Source organism: Enterobacter sp. AC1, assembly GCF_050434705.1.
Lineage (GTDB): Bacteria > Pseudomonadota > Gammaproteobacteria > Enterobacterales > Enterobacteriaceae > Enterobacter > Enterobacter cloacae_L.
In genome coordinates, this window is record NZ_JBNDIZ010000004.1 from 37,661 (window position 1) to 53,857 (window position 16,197).

The 16,197-nt window shown below is 55.5% G+C and carries 15 protein-coding genes; all 15 read left to right on the forward strand.

What is annotated here, in order from left to right:
* Nucleotides 1-37: 37 nt before the first annotated feature.
* The 15 genes from hfq to M2433_RS13420 all read left to right on the forward strand — a co-directional run bounded on the left by hfq (nt 38) and on the right by M2433_RS13420 (nt 16,192).
* Nucleotides 38-349 carry an RNA chaperone Hfq gene (gene hfq, locus M2433_RS13350; RefSeq protein WP_047346121.1) on the forward strand — a complete coding sequence of 104 codons (312 nt, stop codon included), beginning with the start codon at nt 38-40 and terminating at the stop codon, nt 347-349.
* 74 nt (nt 350-423) lie between these two features.
* Nucleotides 424-1,704, forward strand: coding sequence for a ribosome rescue GTPase HflX (gene hflX / locus M2433_RS13355; protein ID WP_429054734.1), 1,281 nt, complete (start codon nt 424-426; stop codon nt 1,702-1,704).
* A gap of 56 nt (nt 1,705-1,760) precedes the next feature.
* Nucleotides 1,761-3,020 (forward strand): FtsH protease activity modulator HflK, encoded by a 1,260-nt coding sequence (gene hflK, locus M2433_RS13360; protein ID WP_429054736.1) that lies wholly within the window; start codon nt 1,761-1,763, stop codon nt 3,018-3,020.
* A 2-nt stretch (nt 3,021-3,022) separates the two neighbouring features.
* Nucleotides 3,023-4,027, forward strand: coding sequence for a protease modulator HflC (gene hflC / locus M2433_RS13365; protein ID WP_059311860.1), 1,005 nt, complete (start codon nt 3,023-3,025; stop codon nt 4,025-4,027).
* Nucleotides 4,028-4,098: 71 nt separating this feature from the next.
* Nucleotides 4,099-4,296 (forward strand): DUF2065 domain-containing protein, encoded by a 198-nt coding sequence (locus tag M2433_RS13370; RefSeq protein WP_003855996.1) that lies wholly within the window; start codon nt 4,099-4,101, stop codon nt 4,294-4,296.
* Between the two features lie 103 nt (nt 4,297-4,399).
* Nucleotides 4,400-5,698: an adenylosuccinate synthase gene (locus M2433_RS13375; RefSeq protein ID WP_047346433.1), complete on the forward strand. Its 1,299-nt coding sequence runs from the start codon at nt 4,400-4,402 to the stop codon at nt 5,696-5,698.
* A gap of 192 nt (nt 5,699-5,890) precedes the next feature.
* Entirely contained in the window at nt 5,891-6,316 is a 426-nt protein-coding gene (gene nsrR / locus M2433_RS13380) for a nitric oxide-sensing transcriptional repressor NsrR (protein ID WP_010427492.1), read from the forward strand.
* A gap of 38 nt (nt 6,317-6,354) precedes the next feature.
* Nucleotides 6,355-8,799 (forward strand): ribonuclease R, encoded by a 2,445-nt coding sequence (rnr, locus tag M2433_RS13385; protein WP_429054739.1) that lies wholly within the window; start codon nt 6,355-6,357, stop codon nt 8,797-8,799.
* A 212-nt stretch (nt 8,800-9,011) separates the two neighbouring features.
* The gene (locus M2433_RS13390; RefSeq protein WP_429054741.1) at nt 9,012-10,016 is read left to right on the forward strand and encodes a D-cysteine desulfhydrase; all 1,005 of its coding nucleotides are present in this window, start codon (nt 9,012-9,014) and stop codon (nt 10,014-10,016) included.
* A complete protein-coding gene (locus tag M2433_RS13395; RefSeq protein ID WP_429054743.1) occupies nt 10,009-10,728 on the forward strand; it encodes an aspartate/glutamate racemase family protein in 720 nt (239 codons plus the stop codon). Before M2433_RS13390 ends, M2433_RS13395 begins: the two co-directional genes overlap by 8 nt.
* A 57-nt stretch (nt 10,729-10,785) precedes the next feature.
* On the forward strand, nt 10,786-11,793 hold the full coding sequence (locus M2433_RS13400) for a glycine betaine ABC transporter substrate-binding protein (RefSeq protein ID WP_429054745.1): 1,008 nt from the start codon (nt 10,786-10,788) through the stop codon (nt 11,791-11,793).
* Nucleotides 11,790-12,560, forward strand: coding sequence for an ABC transporter permease (locus tag M2433_RS13405; RefSeq protein WP_063144093.1), 771 nt, complete (start codon nt 11,790-11,792; stop codon nt 12,558-12,560). Before M2433_RS13400 ends, M2433_RS13405 begins: the two co-directional genes overlap by 4 nt.
* The gene (locus M2433_RS13410; RefSeq protein ID WP_126545649.1) at nt 12,560-13,336 is read left to right on the forward strand and encodes an ABC transporter ATP-binding protein; all 777 of its coding nucleotides are present in this window, start codon (nt 12,560-12,562) and stop codon (nt 13,334-13,336) included. The genes M2433_RS13405 and M2433_RS13410 overlap by 1 nt, the downstream gene beginning before the upstream one ends.
* A gap of 53 nt (nt 13,337-13,389) precedes the next feature.
* Nucleotides 13,390-14,607: a M20 family metallopeptidase gene (locus tag M2433_RS13415; protein ID WP_429054746.1), complete on the forward strand. Its 1,218-nt coding sequence runs from the start codon at nt 13,390-13,392 to the stop codon at nt 14,605-14,607.
* 22 nt (nt 14,608-14,629) lie between these two features.
* Nucleotides 14,630-16,192: an ABC transporter substrate-binding protein gene (locus M2433_RS13420; RefSeq protein WP_237845374.1), complete on the forward strand. Its 1,563-nt coding sequence runs from the start codon at nt 14,630-14,632 to the stop codon at nt 16,190-16,192.
* Nucleotides 16,193-16,197: the final 5 nt, after the last annotated feature.

The window sequence follows — 16,197 nt, forward strand, 5'->3', positions numbered from 1 at the left end:
TTCTAAGTACAAAACAAGCATATAAGGAAAAGATAGAATGGCTAAGGGGCAATCTTTACAAGATCCGTTCCTGAACGCATTGCGTCGGGAACGTGTTCCAGTTTCTATTTATTTGGTGAATGGTATTAAGCTGCAAGGTCAGATTGAGTCTTTCGATCAGTTTGTGATCCTGTTGAAAAACACGGTCAGCCAGATGGTTTACAAGCACGCTATTTCTACTGTTGTTCCGTCTCGTCCGGTCTCTCATCACAGCAATAACGCTGGCGGCGGCACTGGTAGTAACTACCATCATGGCAGCAACGCGCAGGGCTCTTCAACGCCAGCGCAGGACAGCGAAGATACCGAGTAAGGTTTCGCGCTGTTATCCACACGGGGAGCCAGCGATCCTGCGTTCCCCGCTGATCTTTTTTGAGGATTATACGCTTGTTTGACCGTTATGATGCCGGTGAGCAGGCGGTGCTGGTACACATCTATTTTTCGCAAGACAAAGATATGGAAGACCTCCAGGAGTTTGAATCTCTGGTCTCTTCCGCCGGTGTCGAAGCAATGCAGGTGATTACCGGTAGCCGTAAAGCGCCGCACCCAAAGTATTTTGTTGGTGAAGGTAAAGCAGTTGAAATTGCGGATGCCGTAAAAGCAACCGGCGCGTCAGTCGTGCTGTTTGACCATGCGCTGTCTCCGGCTCAGGAACGTAACCTGGAACGTCTTTGCGAATGCCGTGTTATCGATCGCACGGGTTTGATTTTAGATATTTTTGCTCAGCGTGCACGTACCCACGAAGGTAAGCTGCAGGTTGAGCTGGCGCAGTTGCGCCATCTGGCGACGCGACTTGTGCGTGGCTGGACCCACCTTGAAAGACAGAAAGGCGGGATTGGTTTGCGCGGTCCGGGTGAAACCCAGCTCGAAACCGACCGCCGTTTGCTGCGTGGCCGTATTACCCAGATCCTCTCACGTCTGGAACGCGTTGAGAAACAGCGTGAGCAAGGGCGCCGCGCGCGCTCAAAAGCCGACATTCCGACGGTGTCGCTGGTGGGGTATACCAACGCCGGTAAGTCCACCCTGTTTAACCAGATTACTGAGGCCCAGGTGTATGCCGCAGACCAGCTGTTTGCGACCCTGGACCCAACGCTGCGTCGTATCGACGTTGCCGACGTCGGCGAGACGGTGCTGGCGGATACCGTAGGGTTTATCCGCCATCTGCCGCACGACCTGGTCGCGGCGTTTAAAGCGACCCTGCAGGAAACGCGACAGGCGACCCTGCTGGTGCACGTGATTGACGCTGCAGACGTCCGCGTGCAGGAGAACATCGACGCGGTAAACGTGGTGCTTGAAGAGATCGACGCCCACGAGATCCCAACCCTGTTGGTGATGAACAAGATCGATATGCTGGAAGATTTCGAGCCGCGTATCGACCGAGATGAAGAGAACAAACCGATTCGGGTCTGGCTTTCTGCCCAGACCGGTATTGGTGTGCCACTGCTTTTCCAGGCTTTGACAGAACGTCTTTCCGGTGAGGTAGCCCAGCACACGCTGCGATTGCCGCCACAGGAAGGCAGGCTGCGCAGCCGGTTTTATCAGCTTCAGGCGATAGAAAAAGAGTGGATGGAGGATGACGGCAGCGTGGGGATGCAGGTGCGTATGCCGATCGTTGACTGGCGTCGCCTCTGTAAACAAGAACCTGCGCTGGCGGACTATATCGTCTGATCAGAAAGGGGATGCCTGAATAATTCGCCCTTGCATAACAAATATGGAGCATATACATGGCGTGGAATCAGCCCGGTAATAACGGACAGGACCGCGACCCGTGGGGAAGCAGCAATAATCAAGGCGGCAACTCTGGGGGAAATGGCAACAAAGGTGGTCGCGAGCAGGGGCCGCCGGATCTGGATGATATCTTCCGCAAGCTAAGCAAGAAGCTTGGTGGTCTTGGCGGAGGTAAAGGCTCTGGCTCAGGTGGAAATTCCACCCAGGGGCCGCGCCCGCAAATGGGTGGCCGCGTGGTGGGCATTGTTGCCGCCGCCGTGGTAATCATCTGGGCTGCTACCGGGTTCTACACCATTAAAGAAGCGGAACGCGGCGTCGTTACGCGTTTTGGTAAGTTCAGCCATCTGGTTGAGCCGGGCCTGAACTGGAAGCCGACTTTCATTGATGACGTGACCGCGGTAAACGTGGAATCTGTTCGTGAACTGGCGGCATCGGGTGTGATGCTGACGTCCGATGAGAACGTGGTGCGCGTTGAGATGAACGTGCAGTACCGCGTCACCGATCCTGAACGTTATCTGTTTAGCGTGACCAGCGCCGATGACAGTCTGCGCCAGGCGACCGATAGCGCCCTGCGCGGGGTGATCGGTAAATACACCATGGACCGCATTCTGACCGAAGGTCGTACCGTTATTCGTAGCGATACCCAGCGTGAGCTGGAAGAGACCATTCGTCCGTACAACATGGGTATTACCCTGCTGGACGTTAACTTCCAGGCCGCTCGTCCGCCGGAAGAGGTGAAAGCCGCGTTTGATGACGCCATTGCTGCCCGTGAAAACGAACAGCAGTACATCCGTGAAGCGGAAGCGTACACCAACGAAGTTCAGCCGCGTGCTAACGGTCAGGCGCAGCGTATTCTTGAAGAAGCGCGCGCGTATAAGACGCAGACCATCCTGGAAGCCCAGGGTGAAGTGGCGCGTTTCGCGAAAATCCTGCCGGAATATAAAGCGGCTCCGGAAATTACCCGCGAGCGTCTCTATATCGAGACCATGGAAAAAGTGCTGAGCCACACCCGCAAAGTGTTGGTTAACGACAGCAAAGGCGGAAACCTGATGGTCCTGCCGCTGGATCAGATGCTGAAAGGCGGTTCTGCACCGGCTGCGAAAGACACCAGCGGTGCGAATAACCTGCTGCGTCTGCCACCAGCCTCTTCAGGTAACGCCAGCGCGAACACAACGCCTTCTTCGAACGATGGTGACATTATGGACCAACGCCGTGCTAACGCGCAGCGTAACGACTACCAGCGTCAGGGGGAATAAGGATGCGTAAGTCAGTTATTGCGATCATCGTCATCGTACTGGTCGTGCTGTATACCTCGATCTTTGTGGTGAAAGAAGGCGAGCGTGGGATCAAATTCCAGTTCAGCAGCGTCGTGCGTGATGGTGACAAACGCCCGGTGATTTACGAACCGGGTCTGCACTTCAAGGTGCCTTTCATTCAGTCGGTGAAAACGCTCGATGCGCGTATCCAGACGATGGATAACCAGGCCGACCGTTTCGTGACCAAAGAGAAGAAAGACCTGATCGTGGATTCCTATATCAAATGGCGCATCAGTGATTTCAGCCGTTACTTCCTGGCGACAGGCGGCGGCGACGTTTCTCAGGCGGAAGTGCTGTTGAAACGTAAGTTCTCTGACCGTCTGCGCTCTGAGATTGGTCGTCTGGATGTGAAAGATATCGTGACCGACTCCCGCGGTCGTCTGACGCTGGAAGTGCGTGATGCGCTGAACTCCGGTACAGCGGGCACGGAAGACGAAGTTTCTACGCCGGCTGCAGATGATGCGATTGCCAAAGCGGCAGAACGCGTTCAGGCTGAAACCAACGGCAAAGTGCCGGTGATCAACCCGAACAGTATGGCCGCGCTGGGTATCGAAGTGGTTGACGTGCGTATCAAGCAGATCAACCTGCCGGTGGAAGTGTCCGAGGCGATTTACAACCGTATGCGCGCCGAGCGTGAAGCGGTTGCCCGTCGTCACCGTTCACAGGGTCAGGAAGAGGCTGAGAAGCTACGTGCCGCAGCGGACTACGAAGTGACCAAGACGCTGGCGGAATCTGAGCGTCAGGGCCGTATTCTGCGCGGTGAGGGTGATGCGGAAGCCGCCAAGCTGTTCGCTGATGCCTTCAGCCAGGATCCCGACTTCTACGCCTTTATCCGTAGCCTGCGCGCCTACGAGAATAGCTTCCAGAGCAACCAGGATGTGATGGTGCTCAGCCCGGATAGCGATTTCTTCCGTTATATGAAGACGCCGACTAACGCAACGCGATAAACTCAGGCTCGTTTGAGTATTCAAACCACCGCTCCCAACGGAGCGGTGGTTTTCTTTTATAAGGATTAAAAATGAATTCAACGATCTGGCTGGCACTGGCGCTCGTATTAGTCCTGGAAGGACTGGGGCCGATGCTTTATCCGCGCGCATGGCGTCGTATGATCGCCACAATGAGTCAACTTCCGGATAATATTTTGCGTCGTTTTGGTGGCGGTCTTGTGGTTGCTGGCATCGTGATCTACTACATGTTGAGGAAAACGATTGGCTGATCAAAAAGTGGTCGGATTTGGCGTGCTTTGAGGTCAAAAAGTGCTGTATATCTGAAAAAGCGATGGTAGAATCCATTTTTAAGCAAACGGTGATTTTGAAAAAATGGGTAACAACGTCGTCGTACTGGGCACCCAATGGGGTGACGAAGGTAAAGGGAAGATTGTTGATCTTCTGACTGAACGGGCTAAATATGTTGTACGCTACCAGGGCGGTCACAACGCAGGCCATACTCTCGTAATCAACGGTGAAAAAACCGTCCTCCATCTTATTCCATCAGGCATTCTTCGCGAAAACGTCACCAGCATCATCGGTAACGGCGTGGTGCTGTCTCCAGCTGCGCTGATGAAAGAGATGAAAGGTCTGGAAGACCGTGGTATCCCTGTTCGTGAGCGTCTGCTGCTCTCTGAAGCCTGCCCGCTGATCCTGGATTATCACGTGGCGCTGGACGTTGCGCGTGAAAAAGCACGCGGTGCGAAAGCGATCGGTACCACCGGTCGTGGTATCGGCCCGGCTTATGAAGATAAAGTTGCACGTCGCGGTCTGCGCGTGGGTGACCTCTTCGACAAAGCAACTTTTGCTGAAAAACTGAAAGAAGTGATGGAATATCACAACTTCCAGCTGGTGAATTTCTACAAAGCTGACGCTGTTGACTACCAGAAAGTGCTGGATGACGTCATGGCGATTGCAGACATTCTGACCGGTATGGTTGTTGATGTATCCGATCTGCTGGACCAGGCGCGCAAGCGTGGCGATTTCGTCATGTTTGAAGGTGCGCAGGGTACGCTGCTGGACATCGACCACGGTACCTATCCGTACGTAACCTCCTCTAACACCACCGCAGGTGGCGTGGCGACCGGCTCTGGCCTGGGTCCACGTTATGTGAACTACGTTCTGGGCATCATCAAAGCGTACTCCACTCGCGTGGGTGCGGGTCCATTCCCGACCGAGCTGTTTGATGAAACCGGCGAGTTCCTGTGCAAGCAGGGTAACGAGTTTGGCGCGACCACCGGTCGTCGTCGTCGTACCGGCTGGCTGGATGCGGTTGCCGTGCGTCGTGCAGTGCAGATCAACTCCCTGTCTGGCTTCTGCCTGACCAAGCTGGACGTACTGGACGGCCTGAAAGAAGTGAAAATCTGCGTAGGCTACCGTATGCCAGATGGCCGCGAAGTGACCACCACTCCGCTGGCAGCTGACGACTGGGAAGGCATCGAGCCAATTTACGAAACCATGCCGGGCTGGTCTGAGACCACCTTCGGTGTGAAAGAGCGTAGCGGCCTGCCGCAGGCGGCGCTGGATTACATCAAGCGCATTGAAGAACTGACCGAAGTGCCGATCGACATTATCTCCACCGGCCCGGATCGTACTGAAACGATGATCCTGCGCGACCCGTTCGACGCATAATCTTCGTGAATTCTGGCCTGCGGGGTGACCCGTAGGCCAGATAAGCGTAGCGCCATCCGGCGACCGCTCCTGGATCTCCGCTTTTTCGCCCCGTCTGTCAAATAAATTAGCCGCCAACTATCTGGCTGGTTTATCATCATTAATGAATATCTCTGCGGTTTGTCCGCGATTTCCCTTTTTCCTGAGGTTGATGTGCAGTTAACAAGTTTCACCGATTACGGCTTACGTGCGCTGATCTACATGGCGTCGTTACCCGATGGGAAAATGACCAGTATCTCTGAAGTGACAGAGGTCTACGGCGTATCCCGTAATCATATGGTCAAAATAATCAATCAACTTAGCCGTGCCGGATACGTAGCTGCCGTCCGCGGGAAGAATGGTGGGATCCGTCTCGGTAAACCGGCACAGAGTATTCGTGTTGGCGATGTGGTACGTGAACTGGAGCCATTATCTCTGGTGAACTGCAGCAGCGAGTTCTGCCACATTACGCCCGCTTGTCGCCTGAAACAGGCGCTTTCTAAGGCCGTGCAAAGTTTTCTCATGGAGCTGGATAACTACACGCTGGCCGATTTGGTTGAAGAGAATCAACCGCTTTATAAATTATTGCTGGTGGAATGAAGAAAATTTCCACCGGAGCTGACAACGGAGGAACCGACATGTCACACGATCCTTTCCAGGAACGCGAAGCCGAAAAATACGCGAATCCTATCCCCAGCCGCGAGTTCATCATTGAACACTTAACAAAACGCGAAAAACCCGCCAATCGTGAAGAACTTGCCGTTGAATTAAACATTGAAGGTGAAGAGCAAATTGAAGCCCTTCGCCGCCGTCTGCGCGCGATGGAGCGTGACGGGCAGCTGGTCTTTACCCGCCGCCAGTGCTACGCGCTGCCAGAACGCCTCGATCTGCTGAAAGGGACCGTCATTGGTCACCGCGATGGCTTCGGCTTCCTGCGCGTGGAAGGGCGCAAAGACGATCTGTACCTCTCATCTGAGCAGATGAAGATGTGTATCCACGGCGATCAGATCCTGGCGCAACCGCTGGGCGCTGACCGTAAAGGTCGCCGCGAAGCGCGCGTCGTGCGCGTTCTGGTGCCAAAAACCAGCCAGATTGTTGGCCGCTACTTTACCGACGCGGGCGTGGGCTTCGTGGTGCCGGACGACAGCCGTCTGAGCTTCGACATCCTGATCCCACCTGAAGAGGTGATGGGCGCACGCATGGGCTTTGTGGTGGTGGTAGAACTCACCCAGCGCCCAACCCGTCGCACCAAAGCGGTAGGTAAAATCGTCGAAGTGCTGGGCGATAACATGGGCACCACGATGGCCGTTGATATGGCGCTGCGCACCCATGAGATCCCTTACGTCTGGCCGAAAGCGGTTGAAGATCAGATCGAAAGCCTGCGCGAAGAAGTGCCGGAAGAGTCCAAAGTGGGCCGCGTGGATCTGCGCTCCCTGCCGCTGGTCACTATCGACGGAGAAGACGCCCGCGACTTCGATGACGCCGTTTACTGTGAGAAAAAACGCGGTGGCGGCTGGCGTCTGTGGGTGGCTATCGCTGACGTAAGCTATTATGTCCGTCCGCATACGCCGCTGGATAACGAAGCGCGCAGTCGCGGCACGTCGGTCTACTTCCCGTCTCAGGTTGTCCCGATGCTGCCGGAAGTGCTGTCTAACGGCCTGTGCTCCCTGAACCCGCAGGTTGACCGCCTCTGTATGGTTTGTGAGATGACCATCTCCACCAAAGGGCGCTTAACGGGCTACAAGTTCTACGAAGCGGTAATGAGCTCGCATGCGCGTCTGACCTATACCAAGGTCTGGCATATGCTGCAGGGCGATCGGGAGCTTCGCGAGCAGTACGCGCCGCTGGTCAAACATATTGAAGAGCTGCATAACCTCTACAAAACGCTGGACCAGGCGCGCGAAGAGCGCGGCGGGATCTCCTTTGAGAGCGAAGAGGCGAAGTTTATCTTCAACGCTGAACGCCGCATTGAGCGTATCGAACAGACCCAGCGTAACGATGCGCACAAGCTGATCGAAGAGTGTATGATCCTGGCAAATATCTCGGCGGCACGCTTCGTTGAAAAAGCCAAAGAGCCGGCACTGTTCCGTATTCACGATAAGCCGACCACGGAAGCCATTACGTCGTTCCGCTCCGTGCTGGCCGAACTCGGTCTGGAGCTGCCGGGCGGCAACAAGCCAGAGCCGCGCGATTACGCCGAGCTGCTGGAATCCATTAGCGATCGTCCTGATGCAGAAATGCTGCAGACCATGCTGCTGCGTTCTATGAAGCAGGCGATTTACGATCCGGAAAACCGCGGCCACTTCGGCCTGGCGCTGCAGTCTTACGCCCACTTTACGTCGCCGATCCGTCGTTATCCTGACCTCTCCCTGCACCGCGCGATCAAGTATTTGCTGGCGCAGGAGCAGGGCCATAAAGGGAACACCACCGAAACCGGTGGCTATCACTATTCGATGGAAGAGATGCTGCAGCTGGGCCAGCATTGCTCCATGGCCGAACGTCGTGCCGATGAAGCAACCCGCGACGTGGCGGACTGGCTGAAGTGTGACTTTATGCTGGATCAGGTAGGCAACGTTTTCAAAGGCGTGATTGCCAGCGTGACCGGCTTTGGCTTCTTCGTTCGTCTGGACGAGCTGTTTATTGACGGTCTGGTGCACGTCTCCAGCCTGGATAACGACTATTACCGCTTCGACCAGGTCGGTCAGCGCCTGATTGGTGAGTCCGGCGGTCAGACCTATCGTCTGGGCGACCGTGTGGAAGTGAAGGTCGAGGCCGTGAATATGGACGACCGTAAAATCGACTTCAGCCTGATCTCCAGCGAGCGCGCGCCGCGTAACGTCGGTAAAACCGAGCGTGAAAGGGCGAAAAAAACCGGTAACGGTAAACCGGGCGGCGGTAAACGTCGTCAGGCGGGCAAGAAGGTAAACTTCGAGCCGGACAGCGCGTTCCGCGGCGAGAAGAAACAGAAGCCGAAGGCGGCGAAGAAAGAAGCTCGCTCAGCGAAAAAGCCTTCCGCTAAAACGCAGAAAATAGCGGCCGCGACCAAAGCGAAGCGTGCAGCTAAAAAAAATACCGCGCAGTAATTTCGTCCCCATAACCCCTTTCCAACGAAAGGGGTTATTCTTTTTTGCCGTAAGACATTCCAGAACAGAATAGATAGCGGCCTTATCAACCCGTTTTTCCTGCTTATTCATTTTCCGGTAATCGTTATTTATTATTTTTGATTAGCCGTGTTATTCAGATGTGTATAGTGAATTTCACTTTTATAAAGCCCCCTTTTCAGCAAGGAGCGTTTATGCATCTGGCCCGTTTTCCCCGAATTTCGCTCGGTCATTTTCCTACCCCACTGGAACCGTTAAATAATTTAACCCAATTATTAGGCGGGCCCAAAATATGGATAAAACGCGACGATGCAACGGGCCTTGCAAGCGGCGGGAATAAAACCCGCAAGCTGGAATTTCTGTTGGCGGATGCGCTGCAGCAAAAAGCCGATGTCATCGTGACGCAGGGCGCAACCCAGTCTAACCACGTACGTCAAACGATCGCCGGTGCCGCACGCCTTGGCCTGCAGGCAAAAGCGCTGCTTGAAAAACGCGTGATTGATTTTGGTGAGGATTATCAGCGCTCGGGTAACGTGCTGCTGGATACCCTTCTGGGCGGCGAGATTGTCGCACATCTGCCAGGCGGTAGCGATATGCAAAAGGCGATGGAAGAGTACGCCGCAACGCTTCGCGAACAAGGCCACCGTCCGTACGTTATTCCGGGCGGAGGTTCCAACCCCATCGGGGCGCTGGGCTACGTCGCCTGTGCGGAGGAGCTGCTTTACCAATCATCAGAGCGTCGTTTGCGCATCGATCACGTTGTCCATGCAACGGGCAGTACCGGTACGCAGGCGGGGCTGGTTGCGGGGTTCACCGCCACCAACAGCCACATTCCGGTGCTCGGCATCAGCGTGCGGGCACCCAAAGATAAACAGGAAGAGAACGTCTGGAATCTGGCATCCAGAACGCTGGATCTGTTGGGCGTACCGGGGGAACTGTCGCGGCATGCGGTCGTCGCTAACAGCGATTATGTCGGTGACGGATACGGTTTGCCGACGGAGGGCACGCTTGAAGCGCTGCGGCTGCTGGCCCGCCATGAAGGTATCCTGCTCGATCCGGTTTACTCCGCAAAAGGGATGGCCGGGCTTATCGATCTGATCCGCAAAGGACACTTCCGCCAGGATGAAAATATTGTCTTTATCCACACGGGTGGATCAGCAGGGCTATTTGGCTATCGTCAGGTGCTGGAGCATGGCTAAGCCTTTTCTGCTTGGCGTGCTGGGTGGTATGGGCCCCCTTGCGACGCTGGATTTTCTGCGTCGCCTGCTGGAGGCTACGCCTGCGCAGAGCGACCAGCAGCAGATTCCAACGGTCGTCTGGAATGTACCGCAAATTGCCGATCGCCAGAACGCGCTGGCGGGTACGGGCCCGTCGCCTTTGCCGCAGCTTCTTCACGCTGTCGAGAAACTTAACCAGGCGGGGGCAAGCCATATCGCAATCCCCTGTAATACGGCTCACCACTGGTACGACGCGCTGAGTGAAGCCAGCAGCGCCCCTATTCTGCATATCGTTGATGCGACGCTGGATGCCCTGTCGCAGGCTGATGAAAAACCCCAGCGGGTTGGCGTCATTGCCACTAAAGGCACGCTGGACGCGGGCTGGTATCAGGAACGACTGGCCGCGCAGGCTATTGAGGTCGTCGTGCCGACCCCCGAGGAGCTGGCCGAATGGTTTGTACCGGGCTGCTACGCGGTAAAGCGTGGCGCGCTGGTTGACGGTGGCGAACTGCTGGTGTTGCAGGCCAACGCATTGTTTGCCCGTGGTGCACAAAAACTGGTGCTGGCCTGTACCGAAGTGCCTGTTGCGCTGGAGGCTGCCAGGGCTCCGTTTCGTCATCTCACCTGGGATCCGGCTCAGGCACTGGCAGAACGATGTTCGCAGTTATGGCAAACCAGCAGATCATTTAATTAGCGCACCGTCCGGTACGATAACGGACATTATATTCAGATCAATCACAGGATAAATAAAATGAAAAAAAGTCTCTGCTTATTAATTGCAGCGGGCGGGCTATGGGCAAATATGAGTTTTGCCGATTCACCTGCTGAAGTTCGTGTGGCATATAGCGGCGGTTCTCAGGTATTAATGCTGGCAAAAGCCGATGGATCTCTTGATAAAGCGTTAAACACTAAAGTGAAGTGGGTGCAATTTGCATCGGGTGCCGATGCGCTTAATTATTTTGCCAGTAACGCGATTGATATTGCCAATTTTGGATCCAGTCCAGCGACGGCAGGCATTGTCCGCAAATTGCCGGTCGAAATTATTGGCGTATCGGGCGTGATCGCCAGCTATGAACGCCTGATCGGCAAAGAGGGCATTGTGAAAATTAATGATATCGAAGGGAAGCGTGTCGCCTACCCACCCAACTCAACGGCTCAGTATGCTCTCGAAGCCGCGATCAGCGTGAACAAACTGGATCGCAGCAAAATCACGTTACTGCCGCTGCGTCCTGCAGAAATGGTCGCGGCATGGAAGCGTGGTGACATTGATGCTGGCTATGTCTGGGCACCGTTTGCCCAGGAACTCGAGGCGTCGGGTGGGCACCAGGTCTTTGCCACCAAGGATCTGCAGAAAGACGGCTATCTTATCTACAACAACTATGTGGTACGGAAAGCCTTTGCTGAGCAGTACCCAGAAGCGGTCACTGCGTTTCTTCGCGTGCATCAGCAGAAGGTGGATGAGTTTAAGAAAGACCCGGAGCGTGCAGCAGGTATCGTGGCTAAAGAAGTTGGGGCACCGGTTACCACGGCGGCAAATACGCTGGGTGGGCTGGAGTATCCAACGCTTGCCCAACAGGGTACTGCGGACTGGCTGGGTAATGGCACGCAGACCACCGACAGCGGTATCGGCAAGGCCTTAACCAAAACCTCCAGCTTCCTCGCCGGTATTGGCGAAATCCGCAAGCGCGATATCCCTGCAAGCTGGGATACCGCCATTGATTCTCGCTATATCCGTGATGCGGCGGTGGCGGCGCAATGAGATTGAGTCAGCATATCGCCATCAGCGTAGTGTCGGTGGCGGTTTTCTTTATCGTCTGGCAGGTGGCGGCAACGCAGCAGTGGGTCGATCCGTTGCTGTTACCGTCGCTAACGGACATTGGTTTGACGACTGAAGAGCTGCTTGCCGATGGCTATCGTCAGGTACCGCTCTGGGAACACATTGCGGTGAGCCTCGCGCGAGCGCTGAGCGCATTTACCGTGGCGATTATCATTGGTATTCCGCTGGGGTTACTGATGGGGCTGTCTGACGGGCTGGCGGCGGTACTTAATCCTTTCGTTCAGTTTCTGCGTCCTTTACCCAAAATTGCACTCATCCCCCTGGCCGTCGTGTGGCTTGGGATTGGCGAGGCCTCCAAATTCTTCCTGATCTTCATTGCCACGTTTTTAAGCGTGGTCGTGGGGGCGTCGGCTGCCGTTGAACGCATTGGTCGTTCACGTATTCGCGTGGCGCAGACCCTGGGCGCTTCCCGCAGACAAATCTTCATGCGCGTCGTCCTCCCGGACGCGCTACCGGACCTTTTCACCACCGTCAGGCTCTCCATTGGTATTGGCTGGACATCGTTGATTGCCGCGGAGATGGTCGCAGCCAGTTCCGGCCTGGGCTGGATGGTCATCAACGCCAGCTCTTATTTGCGTACTGATATCGTCATGCTCGGCATTTTGCTGCTGGGCGGTATTGGCTACCTCCTGGATTTATTACTGCTGGGGCTACAGCGGCTGACAGTGCCCTGGGCGGGGAAAGAATAATGAGTGCTATCACCCTGGAAAACGTATCGCTCTCTTTCGCGGCGAAACCCCAGCCGTTTACGGTGCTGGAAGATATCAATCTGAGCCTGAACAGCGGGGAGTTTGTGGTCCTGCTTGGTCCGTCTGGCTGCGGTAAATCCACCATTCTGAACCTTGTTGCCGGGTTTAATAAGCCGGACCGGGGGCGGGTGGCTGCAGGCGGGAAAGAGATCGGCAGGCCTGGTCCCGATCGCGGAATGATATTCCAGCAACCCAACCTGTTCCCGTGGCTCTCGGTGCTGGAAAACGTCACGTTTGGCCCACGTCTGGGCAAATACCGTAAGGACGAAACCAATGCCCTGGCGCAGACGTGGCTTGAGCGCGTGGGTCTGAAAGGTTTTGAACATCATGCGCCCTGGCAGCTTTCTGGCGGTATGAAGCAGCGCGTGGCGCTCGCTCGCGCCTGGCTCCCCGGCCCGGAAGTGCTGCTGCTGGATGAACCGTTCGGTGCGCTGGATGCGCAAACCCGACTGATGATGCAGGAGTTGCTGCGTGAGGCATGGCTCTCCACCGGCACCACGCTGCTCTTCGTCACGCACGATGTGGAAGAGGCGCTTTTTTTGGCTGACCGCATTCTGATCATGTCGGCAAAACCGGGAAAAATCGTTGATGAGATCGTTCTGCCCTTTGGGCGGGAGCGAGACATCGAAACGCTGGCGGAACACCCTTCCTATAGCGAGATCAAGCATCACGTCCTGCATCGGGTACGCCAGGAGGCGAAGCGGCACTTACGTTAACCACAATTCCCGGTGTCGGGAATGAATCAACTGTCATGACTGAGGTGGAAGCAATGAGCAATAGCGAATTACGAGACCGTCTTGAAACAAGTATTCAACAGCACCGGGATGAGTATGTGGCGATAGCCAAAGATATTCACGCCCACCCTGAAACCGGCAATAACGAGTATTACGCCAGCGGTAAGCTGACACAGCTGCTGGAAAAACAGGGCTTTGCCGTCACGCTTAACGTCGCGGGTCATGAAACGGCTTTTTATGCGGTGAAGGAGAGCGGCAGGCCCGGCCCAACCATCGCGTTCCTGGCGGAATACGATGCGCTTATTGATATCGGGCACGCCTGTGGTCACAACATTATTGGGGTTACCAGTATTGCTGCCGCGATTGCGCTTAGCGAAACGCTGGACGCGACTGGTGGCAAGGTCGTGGTACTCGGTACGCCTGCAGAAGAGGGCGGGCTGCGTGGAAAAGGCGGTCCAAACGGTAATGTGAAAGCCCGCTTCGTGGAGCATGGCTTCCTTAACGATGTCGATGTGGCATTGATGGTCCACCCCGCGGGGAAAACGCGATTGTCCGGCCCGTCACTGGCGAATAACCATCTCTACTTCCATTTCTATGGCAAACCTTCCCACGCGGGCAGCTCACCGCATAAAGGGGTGAACGCGCTGGATGCGCTGGTGTTGCTCTATAACGGTATCAGCGTTCTGCGCCAGCAGCTGCCGGATGGCATCCGCGTTCACGGCATTATCACCAACGGCGGTCAGGCTCCGAATGTGATCCCGGAGTATGCGTCGGCGCACTATTACATTCGTGCCCATACCCGTGAAGAGGTGGTTGCGCTGGAGCCACGCATTCGCGCCATTGCGGAAGGCGTCGCGCTGGCAACCGGTACCACGGTCAAGATTGAGCATCAGGTTGGGCCGCGTGATTTCAACATCAACCACACGCTGAACGGTGTACTGCTGGAAGAGTTCACCGCTGCTGGGGAGACGGTCGAGCTGAAGGAAAAAGAGGGGTTGGGCTCAACCGATGCTGGCGATATCAGCCATGCGGTACCGACAGCGCATCCTTACATCAAGATTGGCCCCGATGAACTGATTGGTCACACCGTGGCATTCCGCGAGGCCGCTAACTCAGTACAGGGCTATGACGCGCTGGTGACAGGCGCACAGGTGCTGGCCCGAACCGGGCTGCGACTGTTAACCGATACCGCGTTGCTGCAGGAAGTGAAAGACGAATTTGCCGGGCAAACCGCCGCCACGCAAGCTGCATGACCTAAACCGGAGCACCATAACAATGAAAATGCTGTTTTCTGCCGCCGCACTCATGCTGGCGGTGGTTTTACCCCTGGGAAGTGCACAGGCCGAGAGTATCGATCGTAACGCCGTGCTGAATATTGCCTACGGGAACCGGCCTGGAACGCTGGACCCGTATCTGACGACCAATAACGCCACCTCCGACGTGGACAGGCATATTTTCGAAACGTTGTTCACCATCAACGCCAAATTTGAGCCTGTACCGGAGCTGGTGAAAAGTTACACGCTAAGTGACGATCGCAAGACCTACACCTTTGTGTTGCGTGACGGGATCCATTTTCATGACGGACAACCGCTGACTGCGGATGACGTTGTGGCTTCAATGAATCGCTGGCTGGCAGTTTCCACGCAGGGGAAAGCGAATTTGCCCGGCGTGCAGTTCAGTAAGGTGGATGATAAAACCGTCACCTTTACGCTTCCTTCCCCGTCACTGATTACGCTCAACGTGCTGGCAGACGTGAAGAACATCGCCGCTATTATGCCGAAACGCATTATTGATGAGGCCAACAGCAGCAAGAAGCCCGTGACCGAGCTCATTGGCACCGGACCTTATAAACTGGCTGAGTTCAAACCCGGTGATTTTCTGCACTTAACCCGTTATGACCAGTATCAGTCCCGCACGGAGCCTGCAAGCGGCCTATCGGGTCAGAAGAAAGCGGACGTGAAGGACATCTGGTTCCGCTACATTACCGATGAATCCACTCGCCTGGCCGGGGCGATGACCGGGGAATACGATCTGGTATTCCAGCTGCCGAAGGACAATATCGACACGCTCAGCAGCGTACCGGATCTGTCGCTCTTCCAGCCCAAAAGCGGCGGCTCGCTCATTACCTACCTGTTCAATAAAAACCAGGGGCCGTTTGCCAATGTGAAGCTGCGTCAGGCATTTAACCTTGCGCTTAATGTCCATCAAACGCTGCTGGCGGGCTACAGCGATCCGCGTTTCTTTAAGGAAGATCCGTCACTGGGCTTCCCGGAACAGGTGGACTGGTACAGCGAGGCCGGTAAACCTTTCTGGAACCAACATCGGCTCGACGAGGCGCGCGCGCTGGTGAAAGACTCGGGCTACAACGGTGAAGAAGTGGTAATCATCGCCACGAAAGAATATGCCGAGTTGTATAACCTGGCGATAGTGGCTCAGCAGGTACTGAAGCAGATTGGCGTGAAGTCACGCCTCGACGTCTACGACTGGCCGACCGTTCTGCAGCGCCGCCAGGATCCGAAAAACTTCGATCTCTGTGCGCTGGAGTTCTCCATGCGTCAGGTGCTGCATCAATATCCCTTCCTCGATTCGCGCGCGAAGTTTCCCGGGCTGAGCAACAACCCGGAGATCGATAACGTACTGGATGAAATCAAGCAGGCCCCTTCCTTGAAAGAGGCGAAACCGCTGGTGGATCAGCTGAACAGGTTGAGCTGGCAATATCTGCCGGTCATTGTGCTTGGCCGCACGACGCCGGATGCGGTGGCGCTAAAAGGCAATGTGAAAGGCTATCAGGATCTGATTGGCCCTATTTTATGGAACGTGAGCGTGACGAAACCCTGACGGGA